At 69.8% G+C, this 18,511-nt stretch carries 18 protein-coding genes; 6 read left to right on the plus strand and 12 right to left on the minus strand.

The genetic code is table 11. The annotated features are described in order from the left end of the window. Positions 1–13 precede the first annotated feature (13 nt). The 3 genes from ABT299_RS29490 to ABT299_RS29500 all read right to left on the minus strand — a co-directional run bounded on the left by ABT299_RS29490 (position 14) and on the right by ABT299_RS29500 (position 2,363). Positions 14–202: a ferredoxin gene (locus ABT299_RS29490; RefSeq protein WP_360744017.1), complete on the minus strand. Its 189-nt coding sequence runs from the start codon at positions 200–202 to the stop codon at positions 14–16. Further along, complete coding sequence (locus ABT299_RS29495; protein WP_500252700.1) at positions 199–1,485, minus strand: cytochrome P450; 1,287 nt, start codon at positions 1,483–1,485, stop codon at positions 199–201. Before ABT299_RS29495 ends, ABT299_RS29490 begins: the two co-directional genes overlap by 4 nt. Before the next feature lie 107 nt (positions 1,486–1,592). Beyond that, positions 1,593–2,363 carry an SDR family NAD(P)-dependent oxidoreductase gene (locus tag ABT299_RS29500; protein WP_500252701.1) on the minus strand — a complete coding sequence of 257 codons (771 nt, stop codon included), beginning with the start codon at positions 2,361–2,363 and terminating at the stop codon, positions 1,593–1,595. A 146-nt stretch (positions 2,364–2,509) separates the two neighbouring features. On the opposite strand from ABT299_RS29500, the gene ABT299_RS29505 reads away from it, so the two are divergent. Continuing rightward, entirely contained in the window at positions 2,510–3,949 is a 1,440-nt protein-coding gene (locus tag ABT299_RS29505; protein ID WP_500252702.1) for an aldehyde dehydrogenase family protein, read from the plus strand. A gap of 74 nt (positions 3,950–4,023) precedes the next feature. On the opposite strand, the gene ABT299_RS29510 is transcribed toward ABT299_RS29505, so the two are convergent. Beyond that, a complete protein-coding gene (locus ABT299_RS29510; RefSeq protein ID WP_360744029.1) occupies positions 4,024–5,382 on the minus strand; it encodes a cytochrome P450 in 1,359 nt (452 codons plus the stop codon). A 229-nt stretch (positions 5,383–5,611) separates the two neighbouring features. On the opposite strand from ABT299_RS29510, the gene ABT299_RS29515 reads away from it, so the two are divergent. After that, on the plus strand, positions 5,612–7,108 hold the full coding sequence (locus ABT299_RS29515) for an aldehyde dehydrogenase family protein (protein ID WP_500252703.1): 1,497 nt from the start codon (positions 5,612–5,614) through the stop codon (positions 7,106–7,108). A gap of 105 nt (positions 7,109–7,213) precedes the next feature. Then, positions 7,214–7,750 (plus strand): DoxX family protein, encoded by a 537-nt coding sequence (locus ABT299_RS29520; RefSeq protein WP_500252704.1) that lies wholly within the window; start codon positions 7,214–7,216, stop codon positions 7,748–7,750. Here ABT299_RS29520 and ABT299_RS29525 read toward each other — a convergent pair. The 4 genes from ABT299_RS29525 to ABT299_RS29540 form a co-directional block, all read right to left on the minus strand. Then, positions 7,747–9,168 (minus strand): amidohydrolase family protein, encoded by a 1,422-nt coding sequence (locus ABT299_RS29525; RefSeq protein ID WP_500252705.1) that lies wholly within the window; start codon positions 9,166–9,168, stop codon positions 7,747–7,749. The genes ABT299_RS29520 and ABT299_RS29525 overlap by 4 nt on opposite strands. 4 nt (positions 9,169–9,172) lie before the next feature. Continuing rightward, positions 9,173–10,408 carry a CoA transferase gene (locus tag ABT299_RS29530; protein WP_500252706.1) on the minus strand — a complete coding sequence of 412 codons (1,236 nt, stop codon included), beginning with the start codon at positions 10,406–10,408 and terminating at the stop codon, positions 9,173–9,175. 65 nt (positions 10,409–10,473) lie between these two features. Then, positions 10,474–11,232 (minus strand): SDR family NAD(P)-dependent oxidoreductase, encoded by a 759-nt coding sequence (locus ABT299_RS29535; RefSeq protein WP_500252707.1) that lies wholly within the window; start codon positions 11,230–11,232, stop codon positions 10,474–10,476. Next, positions 11,229–11,600 (minus strand): PaaX family transcriptional regulator C-terminal domain-containing protein, encoded by a 372-nt coding sequence (locus ABT299_RS29540; protein ID WP_500252708.1) that lies wholly within the window; start codon positions 11,598–11,600, stop codon positions 11,229–11,231. The genes ABT299_RS29535 and ABT299_RS29540 overlap by 4 nt, the downstream gene beginning before the upstream one ends. On the opposite strand from ABT299_RS29540, the gene ABT299_RS29545 reads away from it, so the two are divergent. Further along, the gene (locus tag ABT299_RS29545; RefSeq protein ID WP_500252709.1) at positions 11,592–11,906 is read left to right on the plus strand and encodes a CoA transferase; all 315 of its coding nucleotides are present in this window, start codon (positions 11,592–11,594) and stop codon (positions 11,904–11,906) included. The genes ABT299_RS29540 and ABT299_RS29545 overlap by 9 nt on opposite strands. A gap of 222 nt (positions 11,907–12,128) precedes the next feature. Here the strand turns inward: ABT299_RS29545 and ABT299_RS29550 are convergent, their stop codons facing one another. From ABT299_RS29550 to ABT299_RS29565, 4 genes are all read right to left on the minus strand, one after another. Beyond that, entirely contained in the window at positions 12,129–13,676 is a 1,548-nt protein-coding gene (locus ABT299_RS29550) for an AlbA family DNA-binding domain-containing protein (protein ID WP_500252710.1), read from the minus strand. An 88-nt stretch (positions 13,677–13,764) separates the two neighbouring features. Next, positions 13,765–14,529 carry a hypothetical protein gene (locus ABT299_RS29555; protein WP_500252711.1) on the minus strand — a complete coding sequence of 255 codons (765 nt, stop codon included), beginning with the start codon at positions 14,527–14,529 and terminating at the stop codon, positions 13,765–13,767. After that, on the minus strand, positions 14,529–15,197 hold the full coding sequence (locus ABT299_RS29560) for a hypothetical protein (protein WP_500252712.1): 669 nt from the start codon (positions 15,195–15,197) through the stop codon (positions 14,529–14,531). Before ABT299_RS29560 ends, ABT299_RS29555 begins: the two co-directional genes overlap by 1 nt. A 163-nt stretch (positions 15,198–15,360) precedes the next feature. After that, the gene (locus ABT299_RS29565) at positions 15,361–15,945 is read right to left on the minus strand and encodes a helix-turn-helix domain-containing protein (protein ID WP_500252713.1); all 585 of its coding nucleotides are present in this window, start codon (positions 15,943–15,945) and stop codon (positions 15,361–15,363) included. A gap of 100 nt (positions 15,946–16,045) precedes the next feature. Here ABT299_RS29565 and ABT299_RS29570 point away from each other — a divergent pair, with 100 nt between their 5' ends. Both ABT299_RS29570 and ABT299_RS29575 read left to right on the plus strand, forming a co-directional pair. Further along, on the plus strand, positions 16,046–16,948 hold the full coding sequence (locus ABT299_RS29570; RefSeq protein WP_500252714.1) for an HpcH/HpaI aldolase/citrate lyase family protein: 903 nt from the start codon (positions 16,046–16,048) through the stop codon (positions 16,946–16,948). 393 nt (positions 16,949–17,341) lie between these two features. Then, entirely contained in the window at positions 17,342–18,511 is a 1,170-nt protein-coding gene (locus ABT299_RS29575) for a spirocyclase AveC family protein (RefSeq protein WP_500252715.1), read from the plus strand.

Below are 18,511 nucleotides of genomic sequence, written 5' to 3' on the forward strand. Positions count from 1 at the left end.
CCGGCCCGACGCGTCATGCTTCGGCGATCGCCCTCTCGGGGCATTGCGCGATGGCGACGCGCACCGTCGCCTGGTGCTCGGCCGGCACCTCCGGCGTCAGCACCTCGGAGAACCCGTCGTCGTTGAGGTCGAAGACCTCGGGGCAGAGCGTGCAGCAGATCCCGTGCCCGCGGCAGCGGTCCTCATCGATCGTGATCTTCATCGAGCCTCGTCCCCGGCCGGGGTGAACTCCAGGGTGAGGTGCGTCAGGCCCCGCAGGATGTGGGTCGGGACGTACCGGAAGCGGCGGTCGCCCGCCGGGCCGTGCCAGCGCTCGGAGATCCGGATGTCGCCCGTCCGGTCGAGGAGCCGCTCGATGCCCACGCGCGCCTCGGCGCGGGCGAGGGGTGCGCCGGGGCAGGTGTGGGCGCCGCGCCCGAACGCGATGTGCCGGCGGGCGTTCTTGCGGGCGGGGTCGAACGCCGCCGGGTCGTCGAAGTGGCGCGGGTCCCGGTTCGCGGCCGCGTTCACCAGCATGAGGATCGTGCCCGCGGGGACGTCGACGCCGCCGACCGTGGTCGGCACGCGGGCCAGCCGGAAGTCGCCCTTGATCGGGCTCTCGACCCGGAGCGTCTCCTCGACGAAGTTGGAGATGCGGTCCCGCTCGGAGCGCAGCGTCCGCTGGAGGGCGGGGTCCTCGGCGATCTGCTTGAGCGCCGCGCCGAGCAGCCGGACGGTGGTCTCCTGGCCGGCCGCGAAGACGTTCGCGGCGACCCGGACCACGTCCTCGACGTCGGGCACCGACCCGTCGGGGAACGTGGCGGTGGCCAGGCCGGTGAGCACGTCATCGCGGGGTTCGCGGCGGCGGTCCTCGATGTAGGGGACGAAGCGCTCGTACAGGAACTCCAGCGGGCTGTGCGCGAGGGTCTCCTCGCCGGTGCCGCCGATGCCGCCGCCGGACGTGCTCCGCAGCGTCCGGGCGAACTCGTCGCGGTCCTGCTCGGGCATGCCGAGCAGGTCGGCGATGACCAGCAGGGTGAACGGGCCCGCGAAGTCGTCGATCGCGTCGCCCTCGCCGCCGGCGAGGAAGTCGTCGAGCACGCGGTCGGCGAGCCGCCACATGGACGCCTCGTTCTCCTTGAGGCGCTTCGGCGTGATCAGCCGCATGAGCAGCGCGCGGTGCGCGGTGTGCAGGGGCGGGTCGAGCGTGGGGAGCTGGTCGCTCAGCGGCAGCTCGTCGCGGTGCCGCTCGATCAGCTCGCTGACGTCGTCGCCCTCCAGCGGGACGGGGAACCCCGGGAAGGGGCCGGTCACCGAGACGCACGAGGAGAACGTGTCGGTGTCGTTGTACACCTGGAGCGCCTCGTCGTACCCCGTCACCATCATCACGCCGTGGTGCGGCTCGCGCTGGACGGGGCATTTGCCGCGCAGGGCCTCGAAGTACGGATAGGGGTCCGCGACGAGCGCGTCGTCGCGGAAGAAGTCGAGGGCCTCGAGATCCTTCACTGACCGGCGTCCTTTCCTCATGCCACCTTGACAGCGCGATTCTCAATGCTGAGAAGGATGTTATCAAATCCTGCCCCGCCGGCCCGCCCGCGGCGGGCCGCGTCCGTTCAGGTGTTGCGGCCGCCGTTGACGCCGATCACCTGGCCGGTGATGTAGCCCGCCTCCTCCGACACCAGGAAGGCGCACGCGGCGGCGATGTCCTCGGGGCGCCCCGGGCGCCCCACCGGCGTGCGGCCGGCGTGCTGGTCGACGGTGCCGCCGAGCAGCCCCTTCTCCTCCGAGGCGCGGAGCATCGGGGTGTCGACGAAGCCGGGCGGGATCGTGTTGACGGTGATCCCCTCCGGCCCGAGCTCCAGCGCGAGCGCCTTGGTGAAGCCGATGAGGCCGGCCTTCGAGGCGACGTAGTGCGTCATGAACTGCTGCCCCGACTGCGCGCTGGAGGAGGAGATGTTCACGATCCGGCCCCAGCCGGCGGCGACCATGTCCGGCACGACCGCCTGCGTGCAGTAGAAGGGCCCGTTGAGGTTCACCGCGATGATCCGGTCCCAGACCTCGTCGGTGATGTGCAGGAACTTCTTGAAGCCGGTCAGTCCCGCGTTGTTGACGAGCACGCTCACCGGGCCGTGCGCGTCGCGGATCCGCCGGACGGCCGCGTCCACCTGCGCGCGGTCCGACACGTCCACGCCCCCGAATGCGGACGCCTCGTGGCCCTTCTCCCGCACCTCCCCGGCGACCAGCTCGGCGGCGTCGGAGTCGAGGTCCAGGACCGCCGTGGCGAAGCCGTCCTCGGCCAGCCGGTGGACGATGGCCCGCCCGATGCCCGAGCCGCCGCCGGTGACGACCGCCGTGCGCCGCGCGCTCGCGTTCTCCTCGCTCATCGCTGCTTCACTCGTGCCTTTCTCGCCCGTGCCGCGTGCGCCGGCGCGGGGTGCCGCCGGCGCTGGAGTACTACCAGCTTCTCTCTAGACGGTACATAAGATACCGTCTGATGAGAATGATATTTCCACAGGGAGAGGGGAACGGGATGCCGATCCGGGACGGCGGAGCGGCCCGGCTGCTCATCGACGGGCGGCTCGAGGAGGCGGAGCGGACGTTCGGCTCGTCCGATCCCGCGACCGGCGAGGTCCTCGGCGAGGCCCCGGACGCCACGGTCGCCGACGCCGGGCGCGCCGTGGCGGCGGCCCGCCGGGCGTTCGACGAGACGGGCTGGGCCACCGACCGGGACCTGCGCGTCCGGTGCCTGGAGCAGTTCCACCGCGCCCTCGTCGAGCACCGGGAGGAGCTGCGCGACCTGCTCATCGCCGAGGCGGGCGCGCCGCGCATGCTGACGCACGGCGCCCAGCTCGACGAACCCCTGGACCTCGTCCGCTACTACGCGGCCCTGCTGCGCGACCATCCGCTGACCGAGGACCTCGGCTACGCCGAGTACCAGGGGCAGCGGCACCACCGCTGGGTGGAGAAGGAGGCCGCCGGGGTCGTCGCCGCGATCACCCCGTACAACTTCCCCGTCCAGCTGGCACTGGTGAAGCTGGCGCCCGCGCTGGCGGCGGGCTGCACGGTGGTGCTGAAGGGCGCGCCGGAGACGCCGCTGGTGACGCTGGCGCTGGGCCGGCTGCTCGCCGAGCACACCGACATCCCGGCCGGCGTGGTCAACGTCCTCACGTCGTCGCGGGTCGAGGTCGGCGCGGCGCTCACCACGCATCCGGAGGTGGACGTCGTCAGCTTCACCGGCTCGTCGGCGACCGGCCGCACCATCCTGTCCGCGGCCGGCGGCACGATCAAGCGGGTCCGGCTGGAACTGGGCGGCAAGTCCGCGCTGATCATGCTGGACGACGCCGACCTGCGCGCCGTGTCCATGAACGCCGCGTTCGGCATCTGCCTGCACGCCGGCCAGGCCTGCGCGCTGAACTCCCGCCTGCTGGTGCCGCGCGCCCGGCATGACGAGGTCGTCGAGCGCGTCGCCCGCTACCTCGGCAAGGTCGCCTACGGGGACCCGCGCGATCCGAAGACCTACATGGGGCCGTTGATCAGCGAGCGGCAGCGGGCGAAGGTGGACGGGATGGTGCGGCGCGCCGTGGAGGAGGGCGCGAAGCTGGTGACCGGCGGAGAGAAGGTCGATCCGGGGTTCTTCTACACCCCGACCTTGCTGAGCGGTGTGGATCCCGACAGCGAGATCGCGCAGGAGGAGGTCTTCGGCTTCGACGGCGAGGACGACGCCGTCCGCATCGCCAACAACTCCGCCTACGGCCTCTCCGGGGCGGTGTACGGCGCCGACGACGAGCGGTGCCTCTCGATCGCGCGGCGCATCCGCACCGGGACCTACAGCGTGAACGGCGGCAACTACTTCTTCTCCGACACGCCGTTCGGCGGCTTCAAGCAGTCGGGCATCGGCCGCGAGAAGGGCGTCTCCGGCCTGGAGGACTTCCTGGAGATCAAGACGTTCGGGATGGTGGCGCCCGCCTAGAGCCCGCCACGGCACCGCCGCCGCGAGCGTACGGGCCCGGTCCGCCGACCGGGCCCGTCCGCTTTCCGGAGCGCTCAGCGGGTGATCTTCGCGGCGGCCTTGCGCCGCGTGACGGGCTCGGCGAGGCGCTGCTCGTCGCAGGCCTTCTGCAGGATGTCGAGGGTCTCGTCGAGGCCGGGGCCGAGCGGCGGGTGCGGCTCGAACGTCGCGGGCAGGTGGCGCATGCCCTGGATGACGCCGATGGTCTCGTAGTGGACGGTGCCCTCCGGGTCGCAGCGGTAGCCGGGCATGCGGTCCAGCACCTGGGCGACCATGCGCTTGAACACGGTGCGCGCGACGTTCGAGCCGATGCACCGGTGGATGCCGAGGCCGAACGCGTGGTGCCGGTTGCCGGAGCGCTCGAGATCGATCCGGTCGGGGTCGGCGAACACCGACGGGTCCCGGTTGGCCATGGCCCAGGACAGCCAGACGCGCTCGCCCTCCTTGAAGCGCGTGCCGGCGATCTCGCAGTCCTCGGAGAACGTGCGGGCGTCCCCGGGAGCGGGGGTGAAGTAGCGCAGGAACTCCTCGGTGGCCGGGTCCAGCAGGGTGTCGCGCTCGCGCGACAGCCGCTCCCGCTCGTCCGGGTGCTCCGACAGCCATTCCAGCGCGTGCGCGGTCAGCGCGGTCGTCGTGTCGAAGCCGCCGCCGATGACCAGCGCGAGGACGCCGAGCAGCTCCAGGTCGTCCGGCTTCCCGCCGTTGATCTCGGCGCGCAGCAGCGCGTCGATCATGCCGGGGCGCGGGTTCTCCCGGATGGCGCCCATCTCGCGGAACAGGTCGGAGAAGCAGGCGGTCTGCTGCTCGCGCACCCGGGCCATCTCCGGCGAGTTCGGCGGCGTGTAGACGGCGGCGTGCGTCGGCTCGCTGTACAGCTCCCACCTCTTCACCGGCACGCCGAGCATCGCCAGGGTGAGGACGGCGGGCACGATATTGGCCAGGTCGTCGACGAAGTCGATGGTGCCGCTCTCGGATCGCTCGTCCAGGCAGGCGCGCACCACCTCGTCGACGAACGGGATCCAGCGGCTCACGGCGGCGGGGGACAGGTAGGGGTTCAGCGCCTGCCGGTAGTGGCGCTGCTCGGGCGGGTCCATCTCCAGGAAGCCGCCGCGGACCGGCGGCGCCGGGTTCGGCGCGGGGATGGTGATGCCCTTGTAGCCGCGGCGCTCGCCCTTCACGTCGTGGTCGTTCGACAGCTTGTCGGCGGACCGGGCGAGCTCGAACACCTCCGCGGCGCCGGCGGCCACCCAGTGCCCGTCGTAGGTGTCCGACCAGGCGATCGGGCACTTCTCCTGCATCTCACGGGTGATCGAGGTGAACTGCCGGCGGTACTCCGGGGTGTGCCGGTCGAACTCGTAGCGGTTCTTCTTGCGGGCCTCGTCGTCCACGCTCACGACGTCGTCCTCTCTGAGGCGGCGGGCGATCCCAGTTGGTAGAACTTACTTTTCAATTGCGAGAACAATACTCTCATCTTGAGGTGCCCGGTAGGTCCGGACGTCGGCGGCCATGGCATGCGGCCGGATCTGACGGAGGTGGGGCCGCCTCCCATGCACCTGGCCGCGAAGGCTTGAAGTAGACGTTCTCTCTCAGAGAGAATGATGTTTTCGACGTGGAGGAGACGGCATGAGGACCCAGCGCGACGCGGGACCGGTGGCGGCGGGATCCGCCGCTCACGCGAACGGGACGAGGCGCCTGCTGATCGGCGGGCGCCTGGTGGAGGCCGAGCGGACGTACCCGTCGCTCAACCCGGCCACCGGGAAGGTCATCGGGCACGCTCCGGACGCCGCGCCCGCCGACGCCGAGGCCGCCGTCGCCGCGGCCCGCCGCGCCTTCGACACCACGACCTGGGCCACCGACGTCGATCTCCGCGTCCGGTGTCTCGAGCAGCTCTACAAAGTGCTGGTGGAGCACAAGGAGGAGCTGCGGGAGCTGACGATCGCCGACACCGGGTCGCCCCGCATCGTCACCCACGGCGCCGGGCTGGACGAGCCGCTGGAGATCGTCCGCTACTACGCGGGACTCCTGCGCGAGCACTCCTTCACCGAGGACCTCGGCGAGAACGAGGTCAGGGGGCGGCGGAACCGCCGCTGGGTGGAGAAGGAGGCGGCGGGCGTCGTCGCCGCGATCACCGCGTACAACTACCCGAACCAGCTCGCCCTCGCCAAGCTGGCGCCGGCGCTGGCCGCCGGGTGCACGGTCGTGTTGAAGGGCGCGCCGGACACGCCGCTGGTGACGCTGGCGCTGGCCGAGCTGATCGCCGATCATACGGACATCCCGGCCGGCGTGGTGAACGTCCTCACCTCCGCGGGGGCGGAGGCCGGCGAGGTCATGACCACCCATCCGGACGTGGACGTCGTCACGTTCACCGGGTCCACCGCGACCGGCCGCAAGATCATGGCGGCGGCGAGCGGGACCGTGAAGCGGGTCTTCCTCGAACTCGGCGGTAAGTCCGCGATGGTCGTTCTCGACGACGCCGACCTCGACCTGACCGCGATGGCGGCGGCGTTCACCATCTGCTCGCACGCCGGCCAGGGATGCGCGATCACGTCCCGGTTGCTGGTGCGGCGTGACCAGCACGACGCGATGGTGGAGCGGGTCGCCGCCCAGCTCGCCGGGATCCGCTACGGGGACCCGCGCGATCCGAACACCTACATGGGGCCGTTGATCAGCGAGCGGCAGCGGGAGAAGGTGGACGGGATGGTGCGGCGGGCCGTGGAGGGAGGCGCCAAGCTCGTGACTGGCGGCGAGAAGGTCGACCCCGGGTTCTTCTACACCCCGACCTTGCTGAGCGGTGTGGATCCCGACCGCGAGATCGCGCAGGAAGAGGTGTTCGGGCCCGTCCTGGCGGTCATCCCCTACGACGACGATGACGACGCCGTCCGCATCGCCAACAACTCCGCCTACGGCCTCTCCGGAGCGGTGCACAGTGCCAGCGAGGCACGCGCCATCGCCGTGGCCCGGCGGATCCGCACCGGCACGCTCAGCATCAACGGCGGCAACTACTTCGCGCCGGACGTCCCCTTCGGCGGCTTCAAGCAGTCGGGGATCGGCCGCGAGATGGGCGTTCCCGGCCTGGACGAGTTCCTGGAACGCAAGGCGTTCGCGACCATCGTCCCCTGAGCAGAGGCGCCTCCTGAGAAGAAGGCGTCCCCTGAGCGAAGGTGTCACCCCCACCCAGCGCCGGCCCTCCCGTCCGCGCCGGCGCCGACGAAAGGAATCCCCCGCATGGCAGCAGACGCGGCCGCCGCCGACATCGCCTCACTCGTCCTGCGGGTGTCCGTCGGCGGCACCCTGATCGCGCACGGCTGGAACCACGCGTTCGGCGGCGGCAGGATCGAGGGCACGGCGGGCTGGTTCGAGTCCATGGGGCTCCGCCCGGGCCGGCTGCACGCGCTGGCGGCGACCGGTACGGAACTCGGCGCCGGCGCCTTGCTGCTGCTCGGCCTCCTCACCCCGCTCGCCGCCGCCGGGGCGGTCGGCACTATGGCGGTCGCGCTCATCACGGCCCACCTGCGCAACGGCTTCTTCATCTTCCGGCCCGGCCAGGGCTACGAGTACGTCGTCATGATCATCATGGTGGCGTGCGGGATCGGGGCGCTCGGCGGCGGCGCCGTGTCCCTCGACCGCGCCATCGGGGTCGACGACGACCTCTCCGGCTGGACGGGCCTCGCTGTCGCCGCCCTCGCCGGGGGCGTCGGCGCCGCCCTCCTGCTGGCCGCCTTCTGGCGCCCCGCCAGGCAGGCGGAGGAACAGGGCGGCTAGGACGCCCCGTCTCGCCGGCCCCCGATGAGGCGGCCGGCGACGACGGTGCTCCGGACGGCAGTCGCGTCTGGGCGGCGCAGTGCCTCGGCGAGCGGGACGTGGAGCAGGACCAGGTCGGCGGCGGCCCCCGGGCGGACACTCCGGACGCGCCCGCCGGGATCGCCGGGCGGCGTCAGGTACGAGCGGAGGGCGGCGCGGGCCGGGATCGCCTCGCCACCGGCCACCACCGCCCCGGACCGGGTGCGGCGCTGCGCGGCGGCACGGATGACCGCCCACGGGTCGAGCGGCCCGTAGGGCGCGTCGCTCGACAGCGCGACCGGCACGCCCGCGTCGGCCAGCCTGCGGCAGCGGTACAGGTCGCCGTGGTCGCTCGCCGGGACGTCGCGCAGGTAGTCGTCGCCCCGGTCGGCGATGAAGCCGGGCTGCGTCACGACGCGCAGGCCGAGCCGGGCCAGCTCGCCGACGGTCTCGGCCGGAACGAGCGCGGCGTGCTCGATGCGGTCGCCGTCGCGGACCCCGGCCCCGCCGAGCGCCGCGAGGAGGAGCAGCAGCGCCTCGCGGGTGACGCAGTGCACGGCCACGGCGCGCCCAGCCGCACGGGCGTCCGCGATGCGGCCGGTCAGGTCGTCTAGCGAGGGAAGGCCCGAGTCGGCCAAGACGATCTTGTAGGGCCCGGTGGACACCCGCGGATGGCGGGGGGACGGCGCGTCGAGGGGCACCCCGAGCAGATGCACGCGCTGGGGAAGCGCACCCTGCTCGAACCCGGCGATCCCGGCGGCGGTGAGATCGGGCGTGGCGTCGGTGACGCCGGTGATCCCGTACCGGGCCAGTTCGGCTCCGACGGCGCTCAGATCGGCGGGCGGTCCGGCTGGCACGCGGGTACGAAGCCAGTCGTCGGCGCGCCACAGCCGTCCGGTGAGGACGCCGTCCGAGTCGCGTTCGATGCCGGGGTGGCTTCCGGCGGCCAGGCCCGCGGCGCGTGCCGCGGCGGAGTTGAGCATCCACAGCGCGCCGCTGCGGTGCTGGACCCGGACGGGAGCGTCGGCGCGCAGCGCGTCGAGGCGCGCCGCGTCCAGGTCCCCGGCGACGCTCTCGGTGTAGCCGACGCCGCGCACCCACCCGTTCTCATCGTGTGCCGCCGCCCGCAGCGCCACCGCTAAGGCGTCCCGGCCTTCGACCTCCGGCGGCCCGCACAGGACGGACCGCCTCCACGCCCACATGGCGTGCAGATGCACGTGGTGATCCCACAGACCCGGGAGCAGCGCGCCACTGCGGCACTCGACGACCTCATCCGCCGTGGTGGGCGTCAGGTCGGGGCCGACCTCGGTGATCCGCTGGCCCACGACGCGGACGTGCGCTCGCCTGCGTCCGCCGATCTCGGCGTCGCGGAACAGCAGCCCGCTCACGGTCGCGTCCATGGCCTCATGGGACGGGGATCCCGAGTTTGCGCAGCACTTCGGCGGTGTCGGCGCCCGAGGCCGACGCGTCACCGTCCGGCTCGCGGCGGACCGGGGACGAGACCGGGACGAGACCGCCCCCGGTCTCGACGGCCCACCCGTCGCCGCGGCGGAGCGCCGGCACGCTGGGCACCGGCGGGCCCGGATCGAGGGTCGCCGCGACGACGTCGGTCATCGACACGTCCCAGAGGACGCCGCGCCCCGGCGGCGCGGTGGCCGCCAGTACGGCCGCGGTGAGCCCCGTCAGCGGGTCGGCGACGGCGTCGCCGCAGAACACGGGAGACAGGTCCGGATCGCGGCAGACCAGCCCGGCGCCCGCCGCCACGTCGTCGCCGAAGCCGATGCGCTCGGACGCGCGGCCGTTCGCGGTGATCGAGACCCAGGTCGTCCCGGCGGCGACCGCGGCGCCCGCGTCCAGCCCGAACCGGGCAAGGGCGCGCGGGCGGGACGCCTCGATGACGATGTCCGCCGCGTCCACCAGCGCCGCCATCGCCCGGCGGCCCGTCGCGGTCGCCGGGTCCAGCACGACGGAGCTGTGGCCCGCGTGCAGGAGCCGGTAGAAGCCGGGGTCGCCGTGCCGCGCCCCGTCCGGTCGGGTAGGCGTCTCGACCTTGACGACGCGTGCTCCGGCCAGGCCGAGGAGATGCGCGCAGAGCGGCCCCGCCCACAGCGCGCTGAAGTCGACGACCAGCGCGTCCTTCACCGGGCGGGGCGACGCCGGGACCGGGACGCGCGCGGGCGGCGCGGGCGTGCGCACTAGTCCGGCGGCGATGCCGAGGAGCTCGGCGCGCTCGGCGAGGTCGGCGCCGGTGTGCTCGCGGAGCCACGACGCGACCGCCGGCCACGGATCGTCGCCGATGTCGGTACTGGCGAGCGCGCCGAGGAGCGCCGGGTCGTCGGGGCGGGCGCAGGATACCGCGGCCCAGCCGTCCGTGGTGGGGAGCAGCCGGCTCGCGCCGCCCGGCGACATCCGTCCGCGCCGGCCATGGCCGGTGAACGCGGCGCGCTCGGCCAGCAGCCGCGCCCCGTCCAGGCGCGGAGCGCCCGTGGACGAGGCGAACCGCTCGGCCAGATCCCGGGCCACGGCCGCGGCCCGTCCGGGCGGCAGTAGCGGCGGGCCGTCCGGGCGGCCCGACAGCGCCATCGCGCCGCTCCCGGCCCACGCCGACGCGGCGCCCGCGTCCGGTGGCGTGCCGCTCACCGGCGCCGGCTTCCTGCGTCGCCGCTGCGTCCGCGCATGATCCCGACGATAGCGCCGGGCCGCCGTCACCGGGCCACGTAACCTCCGTCCACGGGGAGGGCGGCGCCGGTGACGAACGACGACTCGTCGCCGGCGAGGAAGAGCGCGGCGGCGGCGAGTTCGGACGGCAGCCCCCACCGGTTCATCGGCTGGACGCGCATCGGCATGTCCGGCGGCGGCTCCGGCCTGTCCTCCGACGCGCCCGCGAGCCCCGTCCACGTCATGCCGGGGCAGATCGCGTTGACCCGCACGCCCTGCTCGGCGTAGTCGAGCGCGGCGCTCTTGGTCATCTGGACGACGCCGCCCTTGGCCGCCGCGTACACCGAGTGCTCCTTCCACCCGACGAGCCCGGCGGAGGACGCGGTGTTCACGACGGAGCCGCCGCCGGTGCGCAGCATCGCGGCGATCCCGTACTTCATGCCGAGGAAGACGCCCTTGAGGTTCACCGCGATGACGTCGTCGAAGGTGCTCTCCTCCTGCTCGGTGATGGGCTTGCGGGGGCCGCCGAAGCCGGCGTTGTTGCACAGCACGTCGAGCCGCCCGAAACGGCGTTCCGCCGCCTCGATCATGGCGCGCACGTCGGCGGCGGCGGACACGTCGGCGTGTACCGCGATGGCGGCGTCGCCGATCTCCGCGGCGACGTCGTCCTGCTGGCCGCTGCGGTCCGCGCACACGACTTTCGCGCCGTGCTCCGCGAACAGGACCGCCATCGACCGCCCGATCCCCGACCCCGCGCCGGTGATCACGGCGACCTTGCCGGCGAGCCGTCCTGCGTTGTCCGTCATGGTGTGCTTCCTTGCGTCAGGTCCGGCGGCGCGCTCGTGGTGGTGCGGTGCCGCGTCATCCGGGCGAGTGCCGGGTCGTGCCTGGCGATGATCTGGCGGACGCGCGCCTCCGCCAGCGGCCCGAGCCCGTCGTAGACGCCCGCGAACAGCCCCCGCGCCTGCCGGCCGGGCCAGGGAGCGGGCAGCAGGCCCTCCGGCAGCTCCGGGTCGAGGCTGACCAGCTCGCGCCAGGCGTCCTTGACGTCCGTCCGGGCCGCGAGCGCCTCCGCGGTCCCGACCTGGCCGTGCTCCACGCGGTGGAGGAGCGGCTCGTGCTCGGCGATGAACGCCTCGACCTGCGCACTCCCGCCGGTCAGCGGTTGCTGCATCGCCTGCTCGACGTCAGCGACGTGCTCGTGGTCGGCAACCGCCCGAGCGCCCTGAAGCGCTGGGGGATCGACTACGACGCGGTCCAAGCCGCGCACCCGCGCGTGGTGGTCGCGCACATCACCGGCTACGGACGCGGCGGCCCCAAGAGCGACCGTCCCGGATATGGCACGCTCGCCGAGGCGATGAGCGGCTTCGCCCACGTCACCGGCCCGGCCGACGGTCCGCCGACGCTGCCGCCGTTCATGCTGGCCGACGGCGTCGCCGGGATGTGCTGCCTCGGGCATTGCGGGCGGTCTCCTGTTTAGGTTAGTGGCATCCCGAAGACCGGCACCGTAGATGAGAAGCTGAAAACTACACAACAGCGTCACAAGCCACGATGCGGCCGACACGCCCCCGAAAAAGCGGGAGGGGGTGAATTCCTCTGACCGCCTTAGCTCGCAATGCGCGGCGCTACATGCAAGCATTCCCACTGTATATTATTACACAGTGAGGCAAGAAAAGGATGTCGCTATTCGATTCCGTCGGCGCTAGCGACTTGGCTCGGTGGGAAGATTAGCAGTGATGAACTGCTTCACGCGGTCGTCATCAATCCCATCAAAACCGTTGAACCGGAAGCTCTCCTGCTGGGCCATCCGCTCTATATCAGCTAGCGCGAGCGCCAGTAGTGCGTCGTCGCCTTCGAATAGCTGCCTGCGGACTTCTTGGTTCGTGACCATCTGCTTGAAGGCTGGCAGTGTGCGCTGAGCATAGTATCGAGCGAAGTTTGGATAGTACAACGACGCGTGACTATCATGCCTCTCGCCGATCACAACGAGGGCCCCGTAAGCATCAAACTGACACAAGCTACTGAGGATTCGTTCGTCGTTCGCTGCGACATCGAGCCTCGTAGCTTGGACTCTCTGCGCAACCGTGCGGGCGCGTGCCAGAAGGTCGTCATTCGTTGGGTCGGCGAACATGTCGGCGCGTGCAGCTTTGGTCACTGCGTGGCGTAGCCAACTTCCGTAGTGGCGAGAGAAGTCGTGCGCCTCAGGCGCTCGATCTGCCAGTGTTTTGATCGCGGACCATTTTTTCATTCTAACGGCCAAGCCACCAAGCGCGTAGACGCGAACGATGACTTGGAGCCAGTAGGGACCGACTTGCATGTCTGTTCGGTCGTAACCTTCAGGAACGAACCCCAGTTCGTAAAGCCTCACCAGGCAGTCGACTGTCCTGCCGAACCACTGGGTTTGATCATAGGTGAGTGACAGCCCGCCAATACTGGTTACTCGGTCGAGGAGCGTTGAGAGGTCGTCTGACTCCGACGAAGCCAGGAGGTGGGACGCCTCTGCTGGTGCTTGCAGAAGAAGCTTACGAATCGGGATTCCATCGTCGCGCCGCATTAGCTCTGTAATGAACTGGTCGAAGCCTTCGGCGTCCAGCTTCCATGTAAGGGCGGACGTCGGCATTTGCTCCAAGCTTTGAGCGCTTCGCCCGATCTGCAACATGCCAGTGAATTCGTCTCGGATCTCAGCGCGCCAAGCTTCTTTACGGCGGGCGATAATCTGGCGTAGCAATCGCTCTTGGTCGGAGTAGTTCCAGCGTTCGCTGGCCGTGCCATGTCGCACAAATACATCGCCGGGACTGAATTTGGTTACTGACCTCTTCTTTTCCGATCCTGGCGGATGCTCTTGCTCGTAAACACCTTGTCTCGTAAAGACACACCATCCGTTCGGATGCGGTGCGACGTAGAGGAGGATAACGATGTTTCCCTCAAGTACGTGCTTGGTGGAGTGTATTTCGAAAGGCTCCGCCATGTATTTTTTCAACATGCCGCGAAGTGCGGCTTCGTCGAACAGTTTGGCCTGTTGATCCGTGAGACCGGGCATGACTTTACCGTGGTCGTCTGCGCCGATGACAATGTAGCCGCCTGACTGTTCGCTCTGCATGGCAGCTACGTCTTTAGCCAGCTCAACTAGATCAGCTTTGTCTTGAAGGTCAAGTTGGCTCTTGTAATCCAATCCAGTTTGCTCATGGCCCTCGGCTAGTAGTGAGAGGAGCTTCTCGGATGTGAGGACTGGTTCAACGACTACGGCCATGCGGCATATTTTAGCGCACGCGGTGCTGGTTGTCCTGTGGATTTCACTAGCCGGACAACCTTGGGTATTTCTATGAGAGTCCGGGCGATTAATTTTGATTGAGGATTCGTTCCTCGACTTCCTGCACGCCGAGGGGAGAAATTATCGCAGCGCCTGTCTTGCCGTTGTACTCGATGCGCCTACTTTGGTGAAGCTTTAGGAGCACGCGCTTGTAGTTGGATAGACGATCCTGTTCGAGGCTTCCGGCCAGCGACTTGTCGGTAAGCCCCTGGGGCGAGGCATGGAGGAGGAGCAGGGTTCCGTCCGCCAGGGACATGGCTGGGTCTAGAATCCGGGTGACGCCGCCGACTTGCCAGAGCAGGGGCATGGTCCGATCGACCAGCGCGTCCACGACGGTCGTCGCGGTCGTGATGTCCGTGCTGTGGAACATGCGTACAAGTTCGGCCATAACCCACTGTGTGGTGTGCAGGACGAACGTGGCGTCCATGTGGTTGGCGTTTACGTCACCACCGACGTGCCCAACCCCACGGCGGTTACGGACGTCGTACAGACCCACGAGGACATGGGGAATGATGAGCCGCGCAGAATCGGCGTAGGTACGGGGCTTTTGTGCTAGGGTGTCGCAAGCGTCCTTGAAACGATTGGGCTTACTTGCCTTCGCGGGGTAGACGTCTCCGTCCAAATAGCCGGCAAGGATCGTGTAGACGATCTCGCAGAAGCGGCCACCGTCAAGCTCGGCCGCCTCCCAGCGACGCTCGCGGTAGTTCCGAGTGATCTTGCCGAACTCTTCGACGAGTTCGTCCCGCAGCGTCTTGGGGAGGTGGCCGAGCGCGGTCGACGGGTCTAGCGTCACTACTTCTTACCCTTCTTGGGGTCGGGAGTAGGCATCTTCGATTCGAGGTGGTTCTCGCCAGCCCAGAGGACCTTGATGTCCTTTGAATTGCGCGTGTCGATCCAGCCGCAGGTAGAAGCAGTCTTCCGTAGAGACACGTCAGGGCTGGAGGGGGAAACCCACGAACATGCCTGATAGACCGCCAGCACGTGCCCGACGGTGATGCCCTCGAGGTCCATGATGTGCTGAAGGTAGTAGCAGGCGACCAGGTTTTTCTCGAAGACCGTGCGCGGCTGCTTCTGAGCGACGATGTCGGTGAGCGACTGCTTGCCGTCGGGGGCGAAGTTCAGCCCGCGGACGACGGTGATGTTCTTCTTCGCCGAAGACTTGCGCGGCTTCCTCGCTGCCGGCCCGACCCTGGAGTCCTCGTCCCCACTAGGAGCCGGGGGCAGGACCGGAACAGTGGATGATGCCTCGATCTCCCGCTGAGCCGACGGGCGTTCCGGAGAGAGGTTCGGCGGTGCGACTGGTGTGGTCGTCGTGAGCGAGGGCCGGTCCGAGCCGTTGCGTGCTGTCTGGATGAGCGCCTTCAGCGCCGTGACCTGAGCAGCCTCAGAGTTGAAGGCGTTGACTGCCTCGGCGATGTCCGGCATCACCGCGAGCAGCTCCTGGAAGTCGTCGTTGGGCACCCTTTCTCCCCCTCGGTTGTGGGCCAACATTGCAGGATGTCATACTCTCGGCCTACTTCGGAAACCGATTCCTCCAAGTCGCACGAGTGAAATTTTGATCTTGAGCAAGATCGGCTACTCAAGGGGCAGGTTAGGTATGACTACCCTTTTGTGGTGCGGCACTCTAGCCTTTGCCGGGTCGGGGCCGCAGATGGGTGCCCTCCTCAAGCAGGCGGAGTCTTACAGTCTCCGGGCTGACGGCCAGATGCTTGCCGATGCGCGCGAGCGACCAGCCGTCCTCGTAGAGTTGGGCAGCTTCGGCGGTCTGCTCGTGCGACAGGCCGGTGCGGCGCATCTGGACGCCCCGGCGCTTGAGGATCTTGCTGACGGTCTGGCGTCCGATGCCGAAACGCTGGCCGATTTGGTAGACCGTGGCACCAGCTTCGTAGGCGGCGACCACTTCACGCGCCTCTTCATCCTTGAGCTGGCTGGCCCGATTGGGAGCGCTTTTGCGTGGCGGTCGCTTCGGAGCGGACAGGCTGGGGAGCTTACGCTGAAGGGCCTTCAAGGCCTTGAGCTGCCACTTCAAGTTGTACTGGGTTATCCCCAGGGGACCGCGGCACCCGTCTACGACGCGCCCGCCCTGCTGGCCGACGAGCACCTGCGCGCCCGCGGCGCCTTCCAGGCCATGGACGACCCCGACCTCGGCCGCGTGACCGTCCAGGCCCCGGTGCCGAGACTCAGCGCCACGCCGGGACGCATCGGCCACCTCGGCCGCCCCTCGGTGCCGACAACGGCCGCGTCTACCGCGACCTGCTCGGACTCGACCCCGCCGAGATCGAGAGCCTGCGCGAACAAGGAGTCATCTGATGCCGGAGCCGAGAGCCCGCAGGTCCGAGCTGGCGACGCCGGCCGGCGACGAGCACATGTGCGAGAAGGCGGCCCGGTCGGGCGCCGACCTGGTCTTCCTCGACCTGGAGGACGCCTGCGCCCCGGCGGCGAAGGAACGGGCGCGATGCATCGCCATCACCGCGCTGACCGGGCTGGACTGGGGACGCACCGTGCGCGCCGTCCGCGTCAACGGCCTCGACACGCCCCGGTGCCACGACGACGTCATCGAGGTCGTCACCGGAGCGCGCGAGGCGCTCGACGTGATCATCCTGCCCAAGGCCTGCACCGCCCGCGACGTGTGGTGGCTCGACGTCCTGCTCACCCAGCTCGAACACAAACTCGCCCTGCGGAAGCGGACCGGGATCGAAGTCCTCATCGAGGAGGCCGAGGGCCTGGCGAACGCCGTCGAGATCGCCCGAGCGAGCGACCGGCTCGAAGCCGTCATCTTCGGCGCCGGGGACCTGTCCGCCTCGCTGCGCTCCCGGGTCGACGGCAACTTCGACCCGCTCGGCGACTACCCGGGCGACTTCTGGCACCACGCTCGCGTCCAGGTCCTCACCGCCGCCCGCACGGCCGGCATCGACGCCATCGACGCGCCGTACCCCCCGTACCGGGACCCCGACGGCTACCGCAGGGCCGCCGCCCACGCCGCCCTGCTCGGCTTCGACGGCAAGTGGGCCATCCACCCCGGCCAGATCGCGACCGCCCACGACGGCTTCACCCCGACCGCCGAGGAGATCGTGCAGGCCAAGGAGGTGACGGAGGCCTACCAGAGCGCCGCCGGCGGCACCGGCGCCATCGGCCGCGACGGACGCCTCGTCGACGCGGCCCACCTCCGCCACGCCGCCAACGTCCTGCGCAGAGCGGCTCCGGCGCAGTGACCCCGAGCCCGATGCCCTGCAGCGGGAACGCTGTCCCAGGTCACCGCGGCGCGCGGTCGCCGTGCCGCCTCTTCGCGTGCGCACCCGGCGCCGCGTGATCACCGCGTTCCGCGGCGCGGGCGATGCCCCGGCACATACCGCCGAAGACGCGGCCGTGGAACGGTGGACCGGCGACAGCACGCGGCCGGGGCAGGCCATGAACCCGCTGCGCCAGGCGTCGCGCTTCGATCCGAGGGGCGAGTACGTCCGCAGGTGCGTCCCCGAACTCGATCTCAGATACCACTTCCCCTAAAAGATTCTCGTGAGTATCTTTGTGGTCGACAGGATGCCGAATGGTGGGCGGCGATGCCCGTTCCCGTCCGGCGACCTGCGGCGACTCAGAAGGAGAGTCTCGTGAGCGGACAGTCGGAAAAGACGCACGCGCCCGCCATCACCGAATCCCTCGACACGGCCTCGCTCGGTGCGCAGGTCCGGTCGCCGTCCAAGCCCGTGCGCATCTGGGCCGTCATCGGCGGCGCGATCCTGGTCTTCCAGCTCTACGTGTGGATCCGGTGGATCACCGGATCCCATTTCGAACGGGTGCCCACCGGGCCGAGCGATCCGCCGGCGCTGATGAAGGCGGTCCTCATCACCTGGACGGGCGTGACGCTGCTCGGCCTGCCGGTCGGCGTGTACTTCTTCATCGTCAGGCCCTGGCGGCGGGAACGGCGGATCACGCTCGACGGGATGCTGCTGGTGTCCTGCGGCCTGCTGTTCTTCCAGGATCCGCTCCTGGACTACTTCAACACCTGGTGTACCTACAACAGCTGGCTCTGGAACATGGGCTCCTGGACACTGGACATCCCGGGCTGGCAGTCATTCGGCGAACCGGGCCACATGCTGGCCGAGCCGCTGCTGATGAACGCGCCGGGCTACTCCTACGGGGTGCTGCTGTGCACCATTCTCGGCTGCTGGGTGATGCGCAGGGTCAAGGCGCGATGGCCGGGCATCAGCAACGTCGGGCTCATCGGCGTCCTGGTGGCATGGTCGTTCTTCTTCGACCTCGTCATGGAGGGCCTGTTCCTCATGCCGATGGGGCTCTTCACCTATCCCGGCGCGATCAGGTCCCTGAGCATCAACGCCGGCCACTACTACCAATGGCCGATCTACGAAGGGCTCATGTGGGGCGGCGTTCAGGCCGGCCTGTGCGCATTGCGCTACTTCACCGACGACCGCGGCCGGACGTTCGTGGAGCGGGGACTCGACCGCGTCCGAGGCGGCCCGACGCGACAGCAGTTCACGCGCTTCCTGGCGATATTCGCGGCGTGCAGCGCGTTCTTCTTCGTGTTCTACAACGTCCCGGTGCAATGGTTCGCCATGCACGCCGATCCGTGGCCGAAGGACATCCAGAAGCGCTCGTACTTCATGTCGGGAATCTGCGGCGACGGGACGGGCCGGCTGTGCCCCGACCCCGCCCTGCCGACGACACGCGACGGCTCCGCCACCATCGGCCCGGACGGCAAGGTCGTCCCGCCGAAGGACCGGAAGCTCCCGACGATCGTTCCCTTTGACAGGGGGCACTGA

This window comes from Spirillospora sp. NPDC000708, assembly GCF_040299565.1.
Taxonomy (GTDB): Bacteria; Actinomycetota; Actinomycetes; order Streptosporangiales; family Streptosporangiaceae; genus Spirillospora.

Excerpts from the sequence above, each read along its gene's own strand:
- ABT299_RS29515 (WP_500252703.1), top strand. The coding sequence starts at position 5,612 with ATGAGGACCCAGCGCGACGCGGGACCGGTGGCGGCGGGATCCGCCGCT.
- ABT299_RS29500 (WP_500252701.1), bottom strand. The coding sequence starts at position 2,363 with ATGAGCGAGGAGAACGCGAGCGCGCGGCGCACGGCGGTCGTCACCGGC.
- ABT299_RS29570 (WP_500252714.1), top strand. The coding sequence starts at position 16,046 with ATGCCGGAGCCGAGAGCCCGCAGGTCCGAGCTGGCGACGCCGGCCGGC.
- ABT299_RS29505 (WP_500252702.1), top strand. The coding sequence starts at position 2,510 with ATGCCGATCCGGGACGGCGGAGCGGCCCGGCTGCTCATCGACGGGCGG.
- ABT299_RS29535 (WP_500252707.1), bottom strand. The coding sequence starts at position 11,232 with ATGACGGACAACGCAGGACGGCTCGCCGGCAAGGTCGCCGTGATCACC.
- ABT299_RS29520 (WP_500252704.1), top strand. The coding sequence starts at position 7,214 with ATGGCAGCAGACGCGGCCGCCGCCGACATCGCCTCACTCGTCCTGCGG.
- ABT299_RS29525 (WP_500252705.1), bottom strand. The coding sequence starts at position 9,168 with ATGGACGCGACCGTGAGCGGGCTGCTGTTCCGCGACGCCGAGATCGGC.
- ABT299_RS29490 (WP_360744017.1), bottom strand. The coding sequence starts at position 202 with ATGAAGATCACGATCGATGAGGACCGCTGCCGCGGGCACGGGATCTGC.
- ABT299_RS29540 (WP_500252708.1), bottom strand. The coding sequence starts at position 11,600 with ATGCAGCAACCGCTGACCGGCGGGAGTGCGCAGGTCGAGGCGTTCATC.
- ABT299_RS29550 (WP_500252710.1), bottom strand. The coding sequence starts at position 13,676 with ATGGCCGTAGTCGTTGAACCAGTCCTCACATCCGAGAAGCTCCTCTCA.